Raw genomic sequence first — 19,885 nt, forward strand, 5'->3', positions numbered from 1 at the left:
GAGTTGCGAGTCCTTCGTTCGGCGGCATCCCGTTGAAGACACTCTCAGTTCAGGGCGCTCAGCAGCTCCTTCGCGATGGCGAGATCGTGGCTCTGGAGGCCCTCTTGGTACCGCGCGACGAGGGGGGCGAGCAAGGCGCGTGCGTCGCCGCGCCGCCCGGCCTGGCGCCAGAGGTGGCCGAGGCTGACTGCGCCGCGCAGCTCCCAGCCGAGCGCGCATTGCCGCCGCGACAACTCGAGCGATTTCTGGAGATAGCGCTCGGCCTCCGCGGCATTGCCCGACCGGGCCAGGATGTCGCCTTTCACCCGAAGCATCTCCGGCATGTCGAAGGATTCGCCGTGATCATCACCGACCTGGGCGAGGGCCGCGTCGATCGTCCGCAGCGCCTCGTCGAGCTGGTTCTGGGACAATAGACCCTCCGCGAGCGCGGTCGCAAACACCGTCGTCATGATCCGATGCCGCGTCGCGTAGAGCGTGGCCTGGCTGCGGCGAAGGTGATCGATGCCGCCCGCGACGTCTCCGCGGCGCAGCAGAAGCTCGCCTTTCTGGCCGATTCCGACCGCGTGATAGGGGCCGAGGAAATGCCGCGCGGCATGGTCGATCAGCCTGTCGATCATGCTTTCGGCGCTGGCCCAGTCGCCGACCCACAGGAACACATAGATCGTCCAGATCAGGGAAATGCCCAGCGTCAGCGGCTGCCCGACCTGCTCGGCTTCACGAACGGTGTACCTGGCCGCCTCGATCGCGCGGTCGGGCCGGCCGGTGAGCCAGAGCCCGCGCGCCAGCGCCACCAGCGCAACGATGCGGTCATCATAGCCGAGATGTCCGATATTCAGCCGCTGCGAGCTGGGGTTATGCACCATCGCGCTCTCGCAGAACTGCACGGCCTTGTCCTGGTTGCCGATCAGGTGATGCGCCACGCCGAGCATCCATTCGACGTTCAGCGTGCTGGTGGGGTCATTCAGCTTCCGCGCGACGGATTCACCCTGCACCCCGGTATCGAGCGCGCCGTGGAAATCTCCGACCCGCGTCAGGTAGATGTGCAGCCCGCGCAGCAGCCAGAGTTGCCAGTGCAGATCATCGAGCTCCCGGGCGAGCTGCAGGCTTCGCGTGAACGCCGAGCGGACGGCCTCCGTATTGCCTTGCGTGAACATCACGGACACGCCGAGCGCGGCCTGCAGCGTCATTTCGTGACGGCTGTCTATCGGTGTCGCATCGCGAGATGCGAGAGCCTGCTGCGTCCAGCGGTAGCATTCCGTCAGCAGAGTGAGCTCGAGGAAGAACCGAGCCGCCGAGGCCGCCAGATCCACGCCGATCGCGCGGTCGCCGCTCTCTGAGAAGCTCCAGTTCAGCGCGGCCCGCACGTTGGGCAGATGGTCGGCATAGGAAAGGAAGCCGCCCGCGCTCTGCATGCCGGTGGATTTGAGCGCGATGTCGCGCAAGAAATCACGAAAATATTCGGCGTGAGCACGCGCGACCCGGGCCGCTTCTCCGCTCTCGATCAGCTTGTCCGCCACGAAGGCGCGGGTCGTGTCGAGCAGGCGATATCTCAGCCGCCGTTCCGCAGGCGACGTTGCGATCAGCGATTTGGAGAGCAGGTTCGAGATCACCTCGACGGCCTCCGGCTCGCCGATGCCCTGGCAGGAGGCAACCGCAAGCGCGGCTTCCAGCGTGAAGGGCCCGACGAACACCGACAGTCCGCGCAAGGTCGCGCTTTCGGCTGCCGGCAGCAGATCGTAGCTCCAGCCGAGCGCCGCGCTCAGCGTCTGGTGCCGCGGGACCGCGGTGCGTCGTCCGCGCCATAACAGCGAGAAACGGCTGTCGAGAAGCGAGGCCGTTCCGGCAATTCCATAGGCGTTGACCCGCCCGGCGGCGAGTTCGATCGCCAGCGCAATGCCGTCCAGCCGCCGGCAGATCTCGGCAACGAGCGGCGCGTCCTCCTCGTTCAGCTCGAATTCACTCAGGCTCTCGGCGATCCGTTCGATGAAGAGCTGGGTCGCCGGATAGGCGAGGACGTCAGCGATGCCAAGCCCGTCGCGCTGCGGGGGCAAATCCAGCGGAAACAGACGATAGACGCGCTCGCCCTCGGTGCGAAAGGACTCGCGGCTGGTGGCGAGAATGTGCACCTGAGGTGCCTCCCGCACGATGCGCTCGGCCAGGGGCGCAAGCTCGTCGAGGATATGCTCGCAACTGTCGAACACCAGGAGCATCCGCCGACTGCGCAGGAACGTCATCATCCCCGGGATCGGGTCCTCTGAATTGACGGTCAGTCCAAGCGCTGCGGCGATGGTGCCGGGAACGAGCCTTGTGTCCGTCAGCGCACCGAAATCGACAAAGCGCACCTGACCATCGAAGCTCCCAAGCTGGCCGTGCGCGACGGCAAGCGCGACCGAGGTCTTGCCGATCCCTCCGGGCCCGACGATTGTGACGAAGCGATGCAGCGAAAGCTCGACCGAAATCTTCTCGACTGCGTCGTCTCGCCCGATCATCTTCGCAAGCGGCGCGGGGAGGGTACGCGGAGAGGAGACAGGCTCGGCCACCCGTCGGTCCGCGAGCGCAGCCCGCGACAGCGGTGCAGCGAAACAATAGCCGCGTCCGGGCACGTTGACGACGTAGCGGGAGCCTTCGCCCGCTTCACCGAGGGCCTTGCGAAGTGTCGTGATGTGGAAGCGCAGGCTGCCTTCGTCGACATTCACGTCGGCCCACACGCGTTTGACCAGCTCCCGCTTGTCGACCACCTCGCCGGCCCGTTCGGTGAGAAAGATGAGGATGTCGAGCGCGCGGCCCCCGACATGAAGCGGCGTGCCATCCTTCTCCAGCAGCCGCGACTTTGGAAACAGTCGAAAGGGCCCGAAGGAAAAGGCCGAGTCCTGGTCGTTAGTGTCTGGCACGCGCCATGATCCCGAAGGGAAGGTGCTGATGTCCGCGGTTTGATCCGCCGGAATGAGGTCCCGAGTAAACCGGTCGAAAACGGCGAAATCGAGCAACGCTTGTCGAGCCGGCCGACCGCACGGGGCGCATCCTTCGAAAATTTCGTTTAAACACGAGCAGCTTATGGAGCAATCGGGAAAACTCGGCACGGCGCTTGAACGTTGAGCCGGCGGTTCTGCCGCCACGTCGTACGCGTCACCAATCATAACAGAACCTTGCAACGTCTAACGAGCAAAAATCGCAAGGCTCCTCCAGTATAGCGTTCGAGTTAGGCGCTACGTCCAACGGAGAGGCCAGGATGCCCGGTATCGAAGCTCGGCTGAACGACACCGTCGTTCGATCACAACACATCGCCAGTCCCGATGATCAGTCGCGTGACTGGGAACTCGTGCTGCGGGAATCCCATCATCGGATGAAGAACACGCTCACACTGCTCGGTGCGTCAGTTCGCCGCGACTTCACGCGGGCCGGGACCAGGAATGTGTCGGCTGCGGTGGACCGGTTTGAGCGGCGCATCGTCGCCTTCGGCAGGCTCTATCAACTTTTGTCTAATGACGACGATTCGTCGACGGTCTCCGTCGCGGCCTTTTTCGAAAGCCTGTGCGAAGCGCTCTCGGAGGCAGTGCTGGAGCCCGCGCGAATCCGCTGCGAGGCGGCAATCGAAAATGGCACGCTGCAGGCGTCGCACTGTCATCGGCTCGCGCTGATGCTGACGGAGCTGGTGACGAATGCGGCAAAGCATGCGTTTCCGAACAAGAGGGGGGCCCTGATCCGCATCGATGTGGCCAACCGCGACGGCTCCTGGTTGTGCACGGTCGCCGACAACGGGATCGGCGCGACCGGTCCGCTTCAGGGCACCGGCAGCCGGATTCTGGAAGGTTTGGCGCGCAGCATCCACGCCCGGATGCACGGCGAGACAGGGGAGGGTGGGACGCGCGTGACCACCGCGATGCCGGAGGTCGCCGATTGAAGGGCAGCAGCTTTGTCCTGCCCTCGCTCGCAACAGCTAACGGCCCCTAACATCCCATAACGAGCAATATTTCCCTGTCTGCGCGATAGTGGTGGTGGAAGGGCGGGCTTCGATGCAGTAGCCGCGCCCCAGATCAGGGAGACCGACATGACCGGCACCGAGATGCATCGCGAAGCCGATGCCAAGCCCTCGAATGCGCGTGGGATCGATCTCAAGCTCGAGGTCGTCGTCATCCCCGTCTCGGATGTCGAGCGCGCCAAGGCGTTCTACGCGCGCCTTGGCTGGCGATTGGACGCTGATTTTGCCTCAGGCGGTGACTGGCGCGTGATCCAGTTCACGCCGCCGGGTTCTGCCTGTTCGGTGATCTTCGGCAAGAACGTCACGGCCGCAGTGCCCGGGTCGGCGCAAGGATTGTACCTGATCGTCTCCAATCTGGAGGCGGCACGAAGGGATCTACTGGAGCGCGGCGTCGAGGTCAGCGAACCGTTCCACGGTGCTGGCGACGTTCATGCCGGGCCGGACGAGCCGTACCTCTTCGGCCGCGTGCGGGTCAGCGGTGCTGACCCGCAGCACGGCAGCTACAGCTCATTTGCCTCGTTCAGCGATCCCGACGGCAATGGCTGGCTGTTCCAGGAAGTCACCGCGCGGCTGCCCGGGCGCATTGAGGCGACCGATACGACGTTCGTCTCGCCGCGCGAACTTGCGGGCGCGCTGCGCCGTGCCGCGGTTGCGCATGGCGAGCACGAGAAGCGGATCGGTGCGCACGACGAGAACTGGGCGGACTGGTACGCCGACTACATTGTGCGCGAGCAGGCAGGACAGCCTGAGTTGCGGGGTCGATCAGCAGTTCAGGGATAATCGCGGCGATCGCATAACAGCGCACTCGCGTCTCCCGAAAATTCCGGATGCCGAAGCGACGCGTGATGGTGCTGCTCCTCGCGCGTCGTGTTTGCATATGCATTGCTCGCATCGAGAGCACGCCGATGATCTTCGCCGGTTGCGCAAGGCTCCGTCGATGCGTGCTCATCGTCGATTGCGGCTCTTTCCTCCGCGCCGCGCAGACTCGCAACGGCTAACGCGGTCTAACAATCCATAACGAGCAAATTGCCGGTGCCTGCGCCAATGTCGCAAGACGAACCGACCTGTCGATTTCGAATTCGGTCAACGTCACCGACCAAAGCCAGGGAGATCACAAATGAACACACAAGCACGTGCCGACATCCTGAACCCCGATCGCCGCCAGTTGCTGAGCCAAGCCGCGATGGGCGCGGTTGCCGCCAGCGTATCGAGCCTGCTGCCCCTGCATCCGGCACGGGCTGCGGCAAGCGGCGAAATCCGTCCGTTCCACGTCAACGTGCCTGAGGAAGATCTGCTCGATCTGCGCCGTCGCCTGGCGGCGACAAGGTGGCCGGATCGCGAGATCGTGACCGATCAATCGCAGGGCGTGCAGTTGACGACGGTCCAGCAGCTCGTGCGCCACTGGCAGACCGACTATGATTGGCGCAAGGTGGAAGCACGGCTGAACGCCTTGCCGCAATTCGTCACCGAGATCGATGGCGTCGACATTCACTTCATCCACGTGCGCTCCAGGCAGGAGAACGCGCTGCCGATGATCGTCACGCATGGTTGGCCGGGCTCGATCATCGAGCAGATGAAGATCGTCGGCCCGCTCACCGATCCAACCGCGCACGGTGCGAAGGCCGCGGACGCGTTCGATCTGGTGATTCCGTCGCTCCCGGGGCATGGCTTCTCAGGCAAGCCGACGACGCTCGGCTGGGATCCCCAGCGCATCGCGCGCGCCTGGGTCGTGCTGATGAAGCGCCTCGGCTACACCCGCTATGTCGCCCAGGGCGGCGATTGGGGTAACGCCGTCACGGAGCAGATGGCGCTGCTGGCGCCGCCGGAACTGCTCGGCATTCACACCAACATGCCCGCGACCGTTCCCGACGACGTCGCCAGGGCGCTTCAGCCCGGCGGGTCGCGGCCATCAGGCCTCTCGGACGAAGAGCGCTACGCTTACGATCAACTCGACGAGTTCTATAAGCATGGTCTTGGCTATGCGATCGAGATGTCGAACCGGCCGCAGACGCTCTATGGTCTCGTGGATTCGCCGGCAGGCCTTGCGTCCTGGATGCTCGATCACGACGCGCGCAGCGCTGCAATGCTTGCGCGAGTGTTCGACGGGAAGACGGAAGGGCTGTCGCGGGACGATGTCATCGACAACATCACCCTCTATTGGCTCACCAACACGGCGGTCTCCTCAGCGCGCCTGTATTGGGAGAACAAGCTGGTGTTCTTCGAGCCCAAGCAGGTCAAGATCCCGGTCGCCGTCAGCGTCTTCCCGGACGAGATCTATGCCGCGCCGCGCAGTTGGGCCGAGAAGGCCTATTCCAAACTGATCCACTACAACCGCCTCGATAAAGGTGGGCACTTCGCGGCCTGGGAGCAGCCTGAGCTGTTCTGCGCGGAAATGCGCACCGCGTTCCGGCCGCTGCGCCAGTCGATCTGAGACGAGCCGGACGCGCGCCTTTGGCGCGTGTCCCTTCCGTCAAACACATATCAGGAGTGCGAACCATGAACCGTCTCGAACGCACCTTTGCGACTGAGGATATCCGCCTGGAACGGCGCCTGCCGTCATACTGGCGTGTCACCTTCAACATGCCGCCGGTGAACATCTTCGGCCCGAAGCACCTTCCTCTTCTCAACGACGTCATCACCGCGATCGAGACCGATTCGGAACTCAAGGTCGTCGTGTTCGACAGCGCGGTGGAGGGCTTCTTCATCACGCATTACGATTTCCTCACGCCGCTCGAGGATTCCCTGAGCATTCCGCCGGGGCCGAGCGGCCTCCAGGCGCTGCCCGACATGCTGGTGCGCCTCAGCCGCGCTCCGGTCGTGTCCATTGCCTCGATCCGGGGCCGTGCGAGCGGGGTGGGCAGTGAGCTCGCGCTCGCAAGCGACATGCGCTTTGCCAGCCGCGAGAAGGCGATCCTGTCGCAATGGGAGGTCGGCGCGGGCCTGGTGCCCGGCGGCGGACCGATGGCGCGTTTGCCGCGCCTGATGGGCCGTGGCCGCGCGCTCGAAGTGTTGCTCAGCGCCGACGACATCCGCGGCGATCTCGCCGAGCGCTGCGGCTACGTCAACCGCTCGCTGCCAGATGCGGAGCTCGACGGCTTCGTTGAGGCGCTCGCCGTGCGGATTGCGTCCTTCGACAAGGATGCCATCGCCGAGACCAAGCGCCTCGTCGACGTCGCGAGCCTGCCACCGGATGTGGAAATCAAGCCCGAGTGGGACGCGTTCATGGCTTCGCTCGGCCGCCCGGCGAGCCAGAGCAGGATCGGAGCGCTGATGGCGCGTGGCTTCCATCGCGCTGGCGACGTCGAGAACCGCCTAGGCTTCCACATCGGACAGATCGGTGGCTGACGGAACCGATGTGGCGCTCGACCGGTTGGCAGGGCGGCAGGCGGGAACGCCGAGGTCGCCTTCCACCGGGGCGGAGCGTCGGCGCCGGCTTGCTTGAACGATCCGCAAACAACAAGGAGAAGTGAGATGATCCGCAAGGCGAAAGCAGTATGGAAGGGCACCGGCCGCGATGGCAGCGGCCATCTGTCGAGCGAATCCGGCGTGCTCGCCGAGACGCCCTATTCGTTCAAGACCCGCTTCGAGAACGAGAAGGGGACGAATCCGGAAGAGTTGATCGCGGCGGCCCATGCGGGCTGCTTTACCATGGCGCTCGCTTTCGGTCTTCAACTCGCGGGCTTCACGCCGACCGAGCTCTCTACGGAGGCCGCCGTCAGCCTCGAGCCCGAAGGCAAGGGTTTCAAGATCAGCAAATCGGCGCTGACCTTGCGCGCCAAGGTGCCGAATCTTGACGACGCCGGCTTTGCCCGCATCGCGGGCGAGGCGGAGAAGAACTGTCCGGTGTCGAAGGTGCTCAACGCCGCGATCACGCTCGACGCCAAATTGATCTAGCCGAACACAGGGAACGGCGCCATGATGACCCGCAAACATCAGCCTGACGAAGACAGGTTCCGGGTGATCCTGCCCGAGGACATCGCATGGAAGCCGTTTCCGGCGTTTCCGCCCGAAGCGCGGCTGGCTATCCTGGTCGGCCATCCCGCCGAGCCCGGACCCTATGTGGTCCGGGTCAAGGTGCCGGGTGGAACGAAGCTGATGCCGCACAAGCATCCGGAGGATCGCATCTACACGGTCATGTCGGGTGTCTTCTATATCGGGCTCGGTGAGACCTTCGACGGCGACAAGGTCAAGGCCTATCCGCCGGGGAGCGTCATCATGCTGCCCGGCGAGACCTGGCACTTTCACTGGGCGAAGTCGGGCGAATACGTCACGCAGGTCTCCGCCATCAGCCCGCTCGGGCTCGAATATCACGACGACCATGATGACCCGCGCCTGCATGCAGTGGCGCAGGAAGGCAGCGGGCATTCAGACTGATCGAATGGAGCATATGAAATGACGACAGAGCGCGCAGTTTTGGCCGGAGGTTGCTTCTGGGGCATGCAGGACCTGATCCGCAAGCAGCCCGGCGTGATCTCCACACGCGTCGGCTATACCGGCGGCGAGGTGAAAAACGCCACTTACCGCAATCACGAAGGCCATGCTGAGGCGATCGAGATCATCTTTGATCCAGCGAAGACGAGCTACAGGACGCTGCTGGAGTTCTTCTTCCAGATACACGATCCCACCACGCTCAATCGCCAGGGCAATGATTGGGGCACGAGCTACCGCTCGGCGATCTTCTATACGACTGAGGAGCAGAAGAGGATCGCCGAAGACACGATTGCCGACGTCGAAGCGTCGAATCTGTGGCCCGGCAAGGTGGTGACCGAAGTCGCGCCCGCTGGCGAGTTCTGGGAGGCCGAACCCGAGCACCAGGATTACCTCGAGCGCTATCCGGATGGCTACACCTGTCACTTCGTCCGGCCCAATTGGAAACTGCCGCGGCGGGCGGCTGCTGCCGGAGGCTAGAGATTGCCAAGGGATACAGGATCACCCTCTATCGCTCGATCTCCGATCCGGCGGCGCTGGCTGCCTACGCAAAGTTCGCCGGGAAGGCCTATGAATAGGGCATTGCCCAACGCGTCACGGTGACTGAGTTCGGCAGCGTCGAACAGGCCGTCGCCGCTCGTGACAGCCCTGCCTATCGCGAAGCTCTGAAATCACTCGGCAGCGCCTGCGAGCGGGACGTCCGCATCGTCAAGGGGCTGGACTGAGGCCACAGCCGCGCAGCTGAGGAAGAGAGCCATGACCTATGAGATCGTCGATCACACCTATGACATCGTCATCGTCGGGGCCGGCGGCGCGGGCCTGCGTGCGGCGCTCGGCATGGCCGCGTCAGGCTTACGGACGGCTTGCGTCACCAAAGTGTTTCCAACACGTAGCCACACGGTGGCGGCGCAAGGCGGCATGGCCGCCTCGCTCGGCAACATGGGTGACGGCGACAATTGGCGCTTTCACATGTACGACACGGTGAAGGGCTCCGACTGGCTCGGCGACCAGGATGCGATCGAATATATGTGCCGCGAGGCCGTGCCTGCGGTGCTGGAGCTCGAGCATTTCGGCGTGCCTTTCTCGCGTACGAGCGAAGGCAAGATCTACCAGCGCCCGTTCGGCGGCCAGACCATCGATTTCGGCAGGCAGATGACGCAGCGCACCTGTGCTGCTGCTGATCGTACCGGTCATGCCATCCTGCACACGCTGTACCAGCAGTGTCTGAAGCACGACACCGAGTTCTTCGTCGAATATTTCGCGCTCGATCTCCTGATGGACGATGATGGCGTCTGCCGCGGCCTGCTCGCCTGGAACATGGAGGACGGCACGCTGCATCGCTTCCGCGCCCACCGCACGGTGCTGGCGACCGGGGGATACGGCCGCGTCTACTTCTCCTGCACCGCCGCGCACACCTGCACTGGCGATGGCAATGCCATGGTGCTGCGCGCCGGGCTGCCGCTAGAGGACATGGAGTTCATGCAGTTTCACCCGAGCGGCATTTACGGCTCCGGCTGCCTGATCACCGAAGGCGCGCGCGGGGAGGGCGGCTATTTCACCAATGCGCAAGACGAGCGCTTCATGGAGCGCTACGCACCGAGCGCGAAGGATCTGGCGGGGCGCGATGTCGTCTGCCGCGCCATGACCATCGAGATCAACGAGGGCCGCGGATGCGGGCCGCAGAAGGACTATATCGAGCTGCATCTTGAGCATCTCGGCGCCGATATCCTGCACGAACGTCTGCCGGGGATCAGTGAGACCGCAAAGATCTTCGCCGGCGTCGACGTGACGCGCGAGCCGATCCCGGTGCTGCCCACCGTGCACTACAACATGGGCGGCGTCCCGACCAATCTGCATGGCGAGGTCGTCACCAAGCGCCAGGGCGACCCGGAGAGCGTCGTGCAGGGGCTGATGGCGATCGGTGAGGCGGCCTGCGTCTCGGTTCACGGTGCCAACCGGCTCGGCTCGAATTCGCTGCTGGACATCATCGTGTTCGGCCGCGCAGCGGCACTGCGGGCGACGGAAACCCTGCACCGCGGCGAGGGCCATCCGACGCTGCCCGACGAGGCGAGCGATCGCGCCATTGCAAGGCTCGATCGCATCCGATGGTCGAAGGGCAAGAGCGGCGCCGGCGCGATACGGCTCGCGATGCAACGGACCATGCAGCGTCATTGCGCGGTGTTTCGCACCGGATCTCTCCTCAAGGAGGGCGCGGACCGGCTCGATGAGGTTATCGCGATGATGCGGAACGACCTCGGCGTTGCCGACCGCTCGATGATGTTCAACACCGATCTTACCGAGGCGCTCGAACTCGACAACATGCTGGCTCAGGCGAGCGTCAGCCTGCGCTCGGCGATCGGGCGCAACGAGAGCCGCGGTGCCCATGCACGTGAGGATTTTCCCAAGCGCGATGATGAGGCCTGGCTGAGGCACACGCTGTCATGGCTCGACCAGGATGGCCGGGTGCGCCTCGACTACCGGCCGGTCCATCTGCAGCCGCTCTCGAATGACGTCGCCACGATCCCGCCGAAAGAGCGCGTGTATTGATTGGTGAACCCGATGACCCCGCTGCGACCAAGGCAGGAAACAACCGAGCGGGCGCGGTCAGGTCCGCAGTTGCGCGAGCAGGCCGCGGGCGATGCGCATATCGGCGGTCTGCGACCCCTCCGCAAGCGAGCCGCACACATGATCGAGAATTGAGACGGCTTCTGCTTTTTGCTCTTGTCCAATCTTCACTCGCGCAAGGCTGATCACGCTTCTCAGCTCCCAGAATCGCGCGCCCTGTCGCGCGGCAATGGCCATGGCCTCGCGGAAGCTCGCCTCGGCGGCCGGCGCATTCGGTAACTCCCTGAGCATCAGCTCGCCCTTGATACGGATCAGCTCAGGCAGATACCACAGCTCTTGCCTGTCGTTGCAACGCATCAGCACGTCGTCGATCAGGTCAAGGCCGCGATCGATCTGGTTGGCCTCGCCGAAACAGGCGGCGAGCTCACCCAGCAGGGGAAGGAAGCGCGGCAGGAAGCGTGCATCTCCGGCCCGGTAGAGCTCTTCGCGCAGGAGCGGCAGGCCTGTTTCGACGTTGCCGCGCTTTGTGACAACCATCGCGTTGAAGGCGCGCGCCCAAAGGCTCCAGAGCCGAATGGCATGGCGTTCGGCGTGTTCGAGCAATTCGCCACCGTAGCGTTCCGCGGCATCGAAATCGCCGGCCAGGAAGGTGAGCGGGCACGCACCTTGTCCGAGCACGCTGCAGAAGGTCAGCGCATGGCCGTTGGCCCGGCCTTCGTCGATGTTCGTTGCGGCGAGCGCCAGCGCCTCATCGGCTAGACCTTGCAGCCACAGGATGCGGGCGCGGAAATATTGCGTTGATATCCGGAGATCGAGCGGGAAGATTTTTGGCTTCTCGACCAGCACAGGCAGCGAGGCATTTACCCGGTCGATGCGGACTCGGGCCTCCATCTGATCCCCGAGATAATGCAGTGCGACGGCCATGAGCCGGTCCGCCAGCATGAGATCGGTCTTGTCGGGTGAGCTCGCCGCCGCCTCCGTGAAGCGATCGGCGAGGGCGCGCGCCTTGCCGAACTCTCCATTGTTGAACTGGTCGATGCACAATCCCCAGAGCGCACGCAGTCGAAAATCCTTGTCGTCGAGCCCGTCCGCCAGTTCGAGGGTGGCCTCGAGGATCGGGCGAGCCTCGCGTGCGCGGCCTTCTCCGTACATCAGCGACCAGCCCAGCGCCGCGAGGAGCTGCATGCGCACGCGGTCGGTGCCTTCCGCGTTGGTGCCCAGGGCTGCCAGAGCCGTTTTGGCACGCTCGCGGCACTCGGCGAACAACGACAGACGCACCCAGAGCGTCACGGCAACGGCCGTCAGCGCGATACCCAGCCGAGCCTCGCCGTCGGGCGAAAAGGCCCAGTCCAGCGCCGCGCGCAGATTGTCCAGCTCCGCCCCATAGACGCGCAGCCATCCTGGCAGCGGAACCGAGGTCTCGGCCTCGGCGTGCTCAAACAGGTCGCGAAAATATTCGGCATGTCGCTGCGCGACCTGTCTTGCCTCGCCACATTCGCTCAGCTTTCCGAGCGCGTAGGTGCGCGTGGTATCGAGCAGGCGATACCGCAGTGACCGCGTTCCGGACGAGGGCTGGATCAGGGATTTCGTGACAAGACTGTCGATCGCTTCGATCGTCTCCGACGCGCTGAGCCCGTCGCCGGACGCAACCGCGGCAGCCGCTTGCGGCGTGAACGGCCCGACGAAGACCGACAGTCGCCGCAAGGTCGCGCTCTCGACCGCAGGCAACAGGTCATAGCTCCAGTCGAGCGCAGCGCTGAGCGTCTGGTGTCGCGGGATCGCCGTGCGTCGTCCCCGCCATTGCAGGGAAAAGCGACTGTCGAGCAGCGATGCCGTGCCTGCGATGCCGTACGCATTGACGCGTCCGGCCGCGAGCTCGATCGCAAGGGCGATGCCGTCGAGGCGGCGGCAGATGTCCGCGACCAGAGGCGCCTCTTCCAGGCTGAGCTGGAACGGACCGGAGCCTTGAGCGATGCGTTCGACGAAAAGCTGCGCCGCGGGATAGGCGAGGACGTCGACAACCTCGAGACCGTCGCGCTGAGGCGGACAATCGAGCGGGAAGAGCCGAAAGATCCGTTCGCCTTCGCTGCGGAACGACTCCCGGCTGGTTGCGAGAACGTGGAGCCGTGGCGCTTCTCGAACGATGCGCTCGGCGAGCGGCGCCAGGGTTTCGAGCACATGTTCGCAGCTATCGAAGATCAGGAGGATCGGCCGGGCCTGCAGGAATGTCAGCAGGGCCGGGACCGGATCCTCCGCGTTGATGGTCAGCCCGAGCACGGAGGCAATCGTGCTTGCGACGAGGCCGGGGTCCCGCACTGGCCCGAAGTCGACGAAGAAGACCTGTCCGCCGAAATCGGTGAGCCGGCGATGTCCCACGGTCACCGCGACCGCCGTCTTGCCGATGCCACCGGGGCCGACCACGGTGATGAAGCGATGAAGCGAAAGTCCGGCTGAGATCTTCTCAATGACCTCCTCCCGTCCGATCATCTTCGAAAGCGCAGGAGGGAGCGAGCGGGGGGAGGCGGCATCGCTGGGAGGCGGAAGCACGGCCGCCGGCGCTGCCACGGTGAGAGATGCGACGAAGCAATAGCCGCGACCTGGGACATTGACGACGTAGCGGGCTGGCTTGCCGGTATCGCCAAGCGCCTTGCGTAACGCGGCGATGTGGAACCGGAGACTGCCCTCGTCCACATTCACGCCGGCCCAGACGCGCTTGACCAGCTCTCGCTTGTCGACGACTTCGCCGGCTCGCTCGGCAAGCAAAATCAGGATGTCGAGCGCGCGGCCGCCGACATGAAGTTGAACGCCGTCCCTCTCCAAGAGGCGGGACTTGGGAAAAAGTCGAAATGGCCCAAAGGAAATGGCCGAGTCCTGGTTGTTATCGTCTGGCACGCGCCATTGCCCCCTCGGCAGGGAGTCAAACTATTTGTGTGGTCTACCAGATCAAGGCGGCGAGTAAACTGGCCGAGAGTAGTGGGTGTCGGCCATGGTCCGCTCAGGCGTTTGGACAGGGCGCCGGCGGGAGAAATTTTGGCGTAGGATTAATGGTTTAGGCGGGTTTCCGCCTGCCTCATGCGCCGCGCTCATCCCAATGATCGGGAAGTGCGTTTTGACGCCGGCGGCAGATTGCCGCGATGGGATGGTACGAGAGCCGGTCCCGTGTTTCGTGAGGATTGCCGGCGTCCGGAATAGAACATGCCTTTCCTTTCGCGGCGACAATTCGCCAGGCCGGATGAGGCGTGTCTGGCGCGACAGGCTACCATTGTAGGCGAGAGTGTCGCCCGCGACATTTATCCGTAACCCACCGTTGATGCTTTGCGCTCCGCGAATTTCGTGGAGTGCAAAACATGCAGAACATCCTTGGACGACGCGCGGTCGTGATTGGCAGCGGGATTGGTGGCTTGTCGGCGGCCGCGGTGCTTGTGGGGTATTTCGAGGAAGTCGTGATCCTCGAACGCGACGAGATCGCGCCGTTCATTCAATCGCGGCCAGGCACGCCCCAGGACCGGCACCCGCATGGCCTTCTTGCCGGGGGCCTCAAGACACTCGATGAAATCCTTCCGGGCTTCCGGCGCGGGCTTGCCGCAGCAGGGGCGGTTTCCGTCAACATCGCGAGGGAGATCCGGATTGAGAACCCGGCGATCGGCGCGTTTCCGCGCCGCGACTTTGGCCTGTCGCTTCTCTTTGCCTCCCGGCCACTGATCGAAGCCGTGCTACGGGGGCGGGTGCTTGCATTCGGCAATGTCTCGCTGTGGCCGCGGTGCCGGGTCGTCGAGATTGTCGAAGAGAACCGGGCCGTGTGCGGCGTGCGATACGACAGCGGCCCGGCACGTTCGCAGACGCTCGACTGCGATCTTGTTGTCGATGCCTCCGGCCGGGCTGGGCCCACACTGTTATTGCTGGATGCGCTGGGCTGGCAGCGGCCGGAGGCCACCGAGGTCCGTCTTGAGATCGGCTATTCGACCGCAATCGTACGCTTTGATGCGCGTGAGCGTCCCGAATGGAAGGTCGTGGTGTCGGAGCCGAACCCGCCTGGCTCGGCCTTGAAGGCTGTCTTCGTGCCACTGGAAGGCGATCGCTGGTACCTCACTATAGCCGATCGACGCGCCGTGCCGCGACTGGAGAGCTGGGATGATTTCAGCGAAGCGTGCTCTCAACTGAACATGCCGACGCTGTCCCGGCTGCTTCGCCATGCGCAACCGATTGAGACGGGCAGACACTTCGTCTTTCCGGGCAACCGGTGGAACCAATTTGAACGACTCGATACGCTGCCGCGCGGTGTTCTGCCGATCGCGGATTCGCTTTGCCGGTTGAGTCCGAGCTACGGCCAGGGGATGACGTCGGCGGTCAGACAGGCGCGATTGCTGCTGGATGCCTTGAACGGGGCGACGGCGGAGCCCGACCCGATCGCGGCGGCGCAGGCCGTGTTCATGCGCGACGTCCCAGCCGTCATTCATGCGCCATGGAGGATGGCCAGCGGCGTCGATCTTGCATTTCCCGAGGCGCGGGGCAAACGGCCCGAGCATTTCGAGGAGCACCGTCGCTTCCAATCCATGCTCGTGCGCGCGGCCGTCGAGGATCCCGTCGTTCATCGTGCCATGGTCGAAGTCGGTCAGCTCCTGCAGCCGCCCACGCTGTTCGAAGAACCGCACATCAGGGAGCGGATTGAAATGTGGTCCGCCAAGGCGGCGACCTGATGCGTTCCGTCTTGCGGCAGCGATGCGAACGGGCGTCAGCGCCGGTTGTCGTCGCGGTCCTGCAGGCGATCGGAGGCCGCCCGCGTCATTTCTTTCAGCGGCAACCATTTTCGGTCGGACGGAAATGCTGGCGTAGCGCGGCTGACCTAATTGGTTTCTCCATCGTCAAAATGGAGACCAACGGATGACGCGAGCTCCCATCGAGATAATGATGCATCAAGCGCAGGCACGCCCCGGAGACGTTGCGTTCGTCTTCGGCGAGCAGCCCTGGACTTACGAACGGGTCGCAATCGAGGCTGACAGGGCTGCACGCGGCATGGCCGCGAGCGGTGTCAGGTCGGGCGACCGCGTGGCGCTTCACATGATGAACCGTCCCGAATACATCGTCGCGTATTTTGCCTGCTTTCGCATTGGCGCGATCGCGGTTCCCTTGCGAACCGCCTTCAAGTTCGCCGAGTTGGCGCCGCTTCTTCAGCGCTTGAGGCCGGCACTCTACATCGGCGAGCCCGACCTCTACGAAAACGTCGCGCCGCTCGACACGTCGGTGCTGCCCGAAGAAAGGCGCTTCATCGTCGGAGCCGAGGGCGACGTCGGGCCGACCTGGGAAGAGCTGTGCGAAGCCGGCAGCGACATCGAATTGCTGGCGTTCGCTGACGCTGAAAGGCCGGCGGTGCTGATCACGACGTCCGGCACGACCGGAGAGCCCAAGCTTGTCGTTCACACACCAACAAGCCTTGCCTGCTCGATGCACCTCATGAGCAGCAATTGGGAATGGTTCCAAGAGGATGTAATGACGTTGCCGCTTCCGCTGGCACATATGAGCGGATTGGCTGTGTTCCTGACGCTGTATCACCTCGGTGCAACTTTCGTGTTGCTCGAAAGCTTCGACGCGAACGTCGTGCTTGATGCGATTGAGCGGCATCGTTGCACGGTCAATCTCGGCTTTCCCGCGCATTATGCGGCAATGCTCGCCAGCCAGCGCGTTCGGCCGCGCGATCTGCGGTCGCTGCGAGCCTGTTATACGGGCGGAGATGTCTGTCCGACCGATCTGCAGATCCAGATCGGCGCCAGTTTCGGCGCATCGCTTCACAACGTCTGGGCCGCGACCGAGGTGTGCGGCACCCTGGCGTCGAGCCGGCGGCCGGGGCCTGTCGTCCGGATCGTGGACGATACACAGATTCTCCTCATCGCCGACGAAGGTCACGAGGCCGCCGAAGGCGAGACTGGCGAGTTGCTGGTTCGCGGGCGAAACCTGTTCGCCGGATATTGGGAGAATCCCGAAGCGACCGCTCAAAGCCTCGAGGGCGGCTGGTACCATACCGGCGACCTCATGCGGCGAAGGGGAGACGAACTGGAGTTTGTCGGCCGCAAGAAGGACATCATCATCCGCGGCGGCACCAACATCTCGCCGGTCGAGGTCGAGGAGGCAATCGCAGCTGCGCATCCGATGGTCGAGGAAGCGGCTGTGGCCGGTATCCCGGATCCCGTGCTCGGTCAACGTGTCGTTGGTTTTGTGAAACTTGCAGATGGGGCGGATGCTTCGGTCGTTGCCGAGATACGCCGTAATCTCGAGGCTCGGCTCGCCGTGTATAAAATCCCCGAGCATATCGCGGTCCTCGACGCATTGCCGCGAACCGCGCTCGGCAAGGTCGACCGCACAGCGCTGCAGAAAATGGTGAGCAACGCGGACATTGCTCGCGGGCCGGAGAAGAGCGGAGAGCCGCCGCAGTACCCGGCCAAGCGGCTGCGCCGGGCGTCGACTTCATAGGCCTTCACGCATCAACAGAGATCCGCGCGGGAATGCGTGCTCGTGCGGTGTCGATCGTCCCCATTCGAACTCGAAAGATTCAGCGATGCCCAAATTGTTGATGACCGCCGTTCTGACCATCCTGATCAGCGCTCGTACCGCAGCGGCGCAAACATACGTGCCAACGCCGTCGTCAGCCCTGCCCATCACCTCGCTTCAGCGGCCTAGCCTGGGCCTGACGACCGGATCTGCGCCAATCGGACATCGGCAGCCGAAGACAACAGACGTCCCGACCGAATGGCCGGGCGATCTCGAGCGGCTCAGTGAAGAGGATGTCAAAATCGATCGCAGGCTGACCATCTGCCGCGGCTGCTGACTGGAGTCGCGCGGACTCTTCGCCGACGGGGACTGCAACCCTCAACCCTGGCGGCGCAGGAAGCCGGTAATCGTGACCTTTTCCCAGATGCCTGCCGCGGCAAAAGGATCAGCGCGGTTGAAGGCTTCGACCTCGGCGCGGCCGGGTGCCTCGATCAGGAACAGGCTGCCGATCATGGTCTGGCCGTCGTCGGAGACGAGCGGTCCCGACATCACGATCTTGACACCAAAGCGCGAGGTGTCGCTCAGGAAGGCCTTGTGGGCGTCGTAGTTGGCGAGCCGGGTCGGGAGCGCGCCGGCGCGGTCCAGCGCGTGAATTGCAAACAGCATGGTGTCTCCGGTCTTGGGGGACGACCGCAGGCGCGGCCGTCCGGGCCTGCCATGATCGGCAGGGTCTATTTGCTGGCGAGCTTGCCGGCTTCTTCAAAGGTCGGGCAGGTACGCTGCTCGAGCGGCTGGTCGTACGGCTGATAATTGTCCTTGGTGATGACGGTCGGTTTCAGCACGATCTCGTTGATGACCGGCTGGTCGCGCAAGGATCGGATCGCCATCATGGTGCCGAGGCAGCCTTGCGCAAAGCCGTTATAGTCACCGCTCGCGAGCAGCTTGCCCGACTTGATGGCATCGATCGCTTCCTTGGTGCCGTTGATGCCGATCACCTGCGCCTTGCGGTTGGCCCCGTCGAGCGCCTCGATTGCGCCGACCGCCATGGCGTCGTTGGCGGCGAGGACGCCGTCGATCTGCGAATTCGACTGCATCAGGTTTTCCATGACCTGGAGCGCCTGGAGCCGCTGGTAGTTGCCGGGCTGCGAGGCCAGGAGCTTGGAGCCCGGATTTTCCTTTAGCGCATCCTTGAAGCCGCGGACGCGATCGACATTGGTCAGCGAGCCCTTGACGCCCTCGATGATTACGATGTTGCCCTTGCCGCCGAGCGTCTTCAGCAGATAGCGCGCGGTCTCGAGGCCGAGGCTGTAATCGTCGGCGCCGATGAAGGAGACGAACTTGCCGCCGGCCGAGCGGTCGGTGATGTTGACCACGGGGATCTTGGCGTCGTTGATCTTCTCTACCCCCGGCACCATCGCCTTGTAGTCGACGGGGATGAAGACGATCGAGTTCGGCTTCTTCACCACGACATCCTCGATCTGGCTGAGCTGCTCGGGGATGGAGTCCGGCTTGGTCGGGATGTAGTGCAGCGTCTTGGCGTTCATCGACTTGGCCGCGACGTCGGCGCCGACCCGCACGGTCTGGAAGTAGGGGTTGGTCTGGTTCTTGGTGAAGACGGCGATGGTCTCGCCGTCGGCACGGGCCTGCGTGGTGAATGCGGCCGCCATCAAAATCGGCAGTGCCAGGTAGCCCAGTTTCTGGTGTCTCATGTCGTCTCCATCCCTTTTGCTTTGTTGGATATTCAAGAACTCATTGCGCGCGGCGGCGGGTCTTCATGTCGAGCCAGACCGCGAGAATAACGATGACGCCGGTGACGAGCGGTTGCCAGTTGGCGCTGACCGACAAGAGGTTCAAGCCGTTCAGCACCAGTGTCAGGATCAATGCGCCGACGAAGGTGCCGAATACGGTGCCGACGCCGCCGAACAGCGAGGTGCCGCCGATCAGCACGGCCGCGATCGCCGGCAGCGTCAGACTCTCGCCGATGTCGGCCTCGGCCGAATTGAGCCGCGACAGGAAGATGATCGAGGCCAGCCCCGCCATGGTTCCGGATACGGCATAGACGAGCAGCAGGCGCCGTGCGACCGGAATGCCGGAGAGTCGCGCCGCGACGGGATTGGCGCCGATCGCATAGATCTCCTGGCCCCAGATCGTGCGTTGCGCGAACAGTGTGCCGATCGCGAGGAAGATCAGGAGCAGATAGACCGGGATCGGCAGGCCGAACAGATAGCCGCTGCCGATCTGGCGGAAGCCGGCGGGGAAGCCGTGGATGGTGTCGCCGGCCATGTACCAGTAGGTGAGGCCGTTGAGCACCCAGAGCATGCCGTAGGTGGCGATGAAGGAGGGAATGCGCAGCGCAGTGACCATGATGCCGTTGAGGAGGCCAACGGCGCCGCCGACGATCAGCGCGGTGAGGATGCCGAGCGCCGGCGA

At 64.1% G+C, this 19,885-nt stretch carries 17 protein-coding genes; 12 read left to right on the forward strand and 5 right to left on the reverse strand.

What is annotated here, in order from left to right:
* Nucleotides 1-44 precede the first annotated feature (44 nt).
* Nucleotides 45-2,891 (reverse strand): ATP-binding protein, encoded by a 2,847-nt coding sequence (locus tag AYJ54_RS14725; protein ID WP_063699734.1) that lies wholly within the window; start codon nt 2,889-2,891, stop codon nt 45-47.
* Nucleotides 2,892-3,229: 338 nt separating this feature from the next.
* On the opposite strand from AYJ54_RS14725, the gene AYJ54_RS14730 reads away from it, so the two are divergent.
* The 9 genes from AYJ54_RS14730 (at nt 3,230) to sdhA (ending at nt 10,954) form a co-directional block, all read left to right on the forward strand.
* Nucleotides 3,230-3,901 carry a sensor histidine kinase gene (locus tag AYJ54_RS14730; protein ID WP_063699611.1) on the forward strand — a complete coding sequence of 224 codons (672 nt, stop codon included), beginning with the start codon at nt 3,230-3,232 and terminating at the stop codon, nt 3,899-3,901.
* Between the two features lie 147 nt (nt 3,902-4,048).
* On the forward strand, nt 4,049-4,759 hold the full coding sequence (locus AYJ54_RS14735) for a VOC family protein (protein WP_063699612.1): 711 nt from the start codon (nt 4,049-4,051) through the stop codon (nt 4,757-4,759).
* Nucleotides 4,760-5,096: 337 nt separating this feature from the next.
* Nucleotides 5,097-6,410, forward strand: a complete 1,314-nt coding sequence (locus tag AYJ54_RS14740) for an epoxide hydrolase family protein (RefSeq protein ID WP_063699613.1) — start codon at nt 5,097-5,099, stop codon at nt 6,408-6,410.
* A 65-nt stretch (nt 6,411-6,475) separates the two neighbouring features.
* Nucleotides 6,476-7,324 carry an enoyl-CoA hydratase/isomerase family protein gene (locus AYJ54_RS14745; protein WP_063699614.1) on the forward strand — a complete coding sequence of 283 codons (849 nt, stop codon included), beginning with the start codon at nt 6,476-6,478 and terminating at the stop codon, nt 7,322-7,324.
* A gap of 126 nt (nt 7,325-7,450) precedes the next feature.
* The gene (locus AYJ54_RS14750; protein WP_063699615.1) at nt 7,451-7,873 is read left to right on the forward strand and encodes an OsmC family protein; all 423 of its coding nucleotides are present in this window, start codon (nt 7,451-7,453) and stop codon (nt 7,871-7,873) included.
* A gap of 21 nt (nt 7,874-7,894) precedes the next feature.
* Complete coding sequence (locus tag AYJ54_RS14755; RefSeq protein ID WP_063699616.1) at nt 7,895-8,353, forward strand: cupin domain-containing protein; 459 nt, start codon at nt 7,895-7,897, stop codon at nt 8,351-8,353.
* 18 nt (nt 8,354-8,371) lie between these two features.
* Nucleotides 8,372-8,887, forward strand: coding sequence for a peptide-methionine (S)-S-oxide reductase MsrA (gene msrA, locus AYJ54_RS14760; protein WP_063699617.1), 516 nt, complete (start codon nt 8,372-8,374; stop codon nt 8,885-8,887).
* A 119-nt stretch (nt 8,888-9,006) separates the two neighbouring features.
* Complete coding sequence (locus tag AYJ54_RS52310) at nt 9,007-9,132, forward strand: DUF1330 domain-containing protein (RefSeq protein WP_245329010.1); 126 nt, start codon at nt 9,007-9,009, stop codon at nt 9,130-9,132.
* Nucleotides 9,133-9,163: 31 nt separating this feature from the next.
* Nucleotides 9,164-10,954 (forward strand): succinate dehydrogenase flavoprotein subunit, encoded by a 1,791-nt coding sequence (gene sdhA, locus AYJ54_RS14770; RefSeq protein WP_063699618.1) that lies wholly within the window; start codon nt 9,164-9,166, stop codon nt 10,952-10,954.
* Nucleotides 10,955-11,011: 57 nt separating this feature from the next.
* Here the strand turns inward: sdhA and AYJ54_RS14775 are convergent, their stop codons facing one another.
* Nucleotides 11,012-13,864 carry an ATP-binding protein gene (locus AYJ54_RS14775; RefSeq protein ID WP_063699619.1) on the reverse strand — a complete coding sequence of 951 codons (2,853 nt, stop codon included), beginning with the start codon at nt 13,862-13,864 and terminating at the stop codon, nt 11,012-11,014.
* A 455-nt stretch (nt 13,865-14,319) separates the two neighbouring features.
* On the opposite strand from AYJ54_RS14775, the gene AYJ54_RS14780 reads away from it, so the two are divergent.
* The 3 genes from AYJ54_RS14780 (at nt 14,320) to AYJ54_RS14790 (ending at nt 17,792) form a co-directional block, all read left to right on the forward strand.
* The gene (locus AYJ54_RS14780) at nt 14,320-15,669 is read left to right on the forward strand and encodes an FAD-dependent oxidoreductase (RefSeq protein WP_063699620.1); all 1,350 of its coding nucleotides are present in this window, start codon (nt 14,320-14,322) and stop codon (nt 15,667-15,669) included.
* Between the two features lie 211 nt (nt 15,670-15,880).
* The gene (locus tag AYJ54_RS14785; protein WP_161491854.1) at nt 15,881-17,437 is read left to right on the forward strand and encodes a class I adenylate-forming enzyme family protein; all 1,557 of its coding nucleotides are present in this window, start codon (nt 15,881-15,883) and stop codon (nt 17,435-17,437) included.
* A gap of 94 nt (nt 17,438-17,531) precedes the next feature.
* Nucleotides 17,532-17,792, forward strand: a complete 261-nt coding sequence (locus AYJ54_RS14790; protein WP_136623694.1) for a hypothetical protein — start codon at nt 17,532-17,534, stop codon at nt 17,790-17,792.
* 41 nt (nt 17,793-17,833) lie between these two features.
* Here the strand turns inward: AYJ54_RS14790 and AYJ54_RS14795 are convergent, their stop codons facing one another.
* The 3 genes from AYJ54_RS14795 to AYJ54_RS14805 all read right to left on the reverse strand — a co-directional run.
* On the reverse strand, nt 17,834-18,121 hold the full coding sequence (locus AYJ54_RS14795) for a YciI family protein (protein WP_063699623.1): 288 nt from the start codon (nt 18,119-18,121) through the stop codon (nt 17,834-17,836).
* A gap of 65 nt (nt 18,122-18,186) precedes the next feature.
* The gene (locus AYJ54_RS14800; protein WP_063699624.1) at nt 18,187-19,164 is read right to left on the reverse strand and encodes a sugar ABC transporter substrate-binding protein; all 978 of its coding nucleotides are present in this window, start codon (nt 19,162-19,164) and stop codon (nt 18,187-18,189) included.
* A 40-nt stretch (nt 19,165-19,204) separates the two neighbouring features.
* On the reverse strand, nt 19,205-19,885 hold a 681-nt coding region (locus AYJ54_RS14805), incomplete at its 5' end, for an ABC transporter permease (protein ID WP_245329011.1).

Origin of the sequence: Bradyrhizobium centrolobii, from assembly GCF_001641635.1 — a bacterium.
Lineage (GTDB): Bacteria > Pseudomonadota > Alphaproteobacteria > Rhizobiales > Xanthobacteraceae > Bradyrhizobium > Bradyrhizobium centrolobii.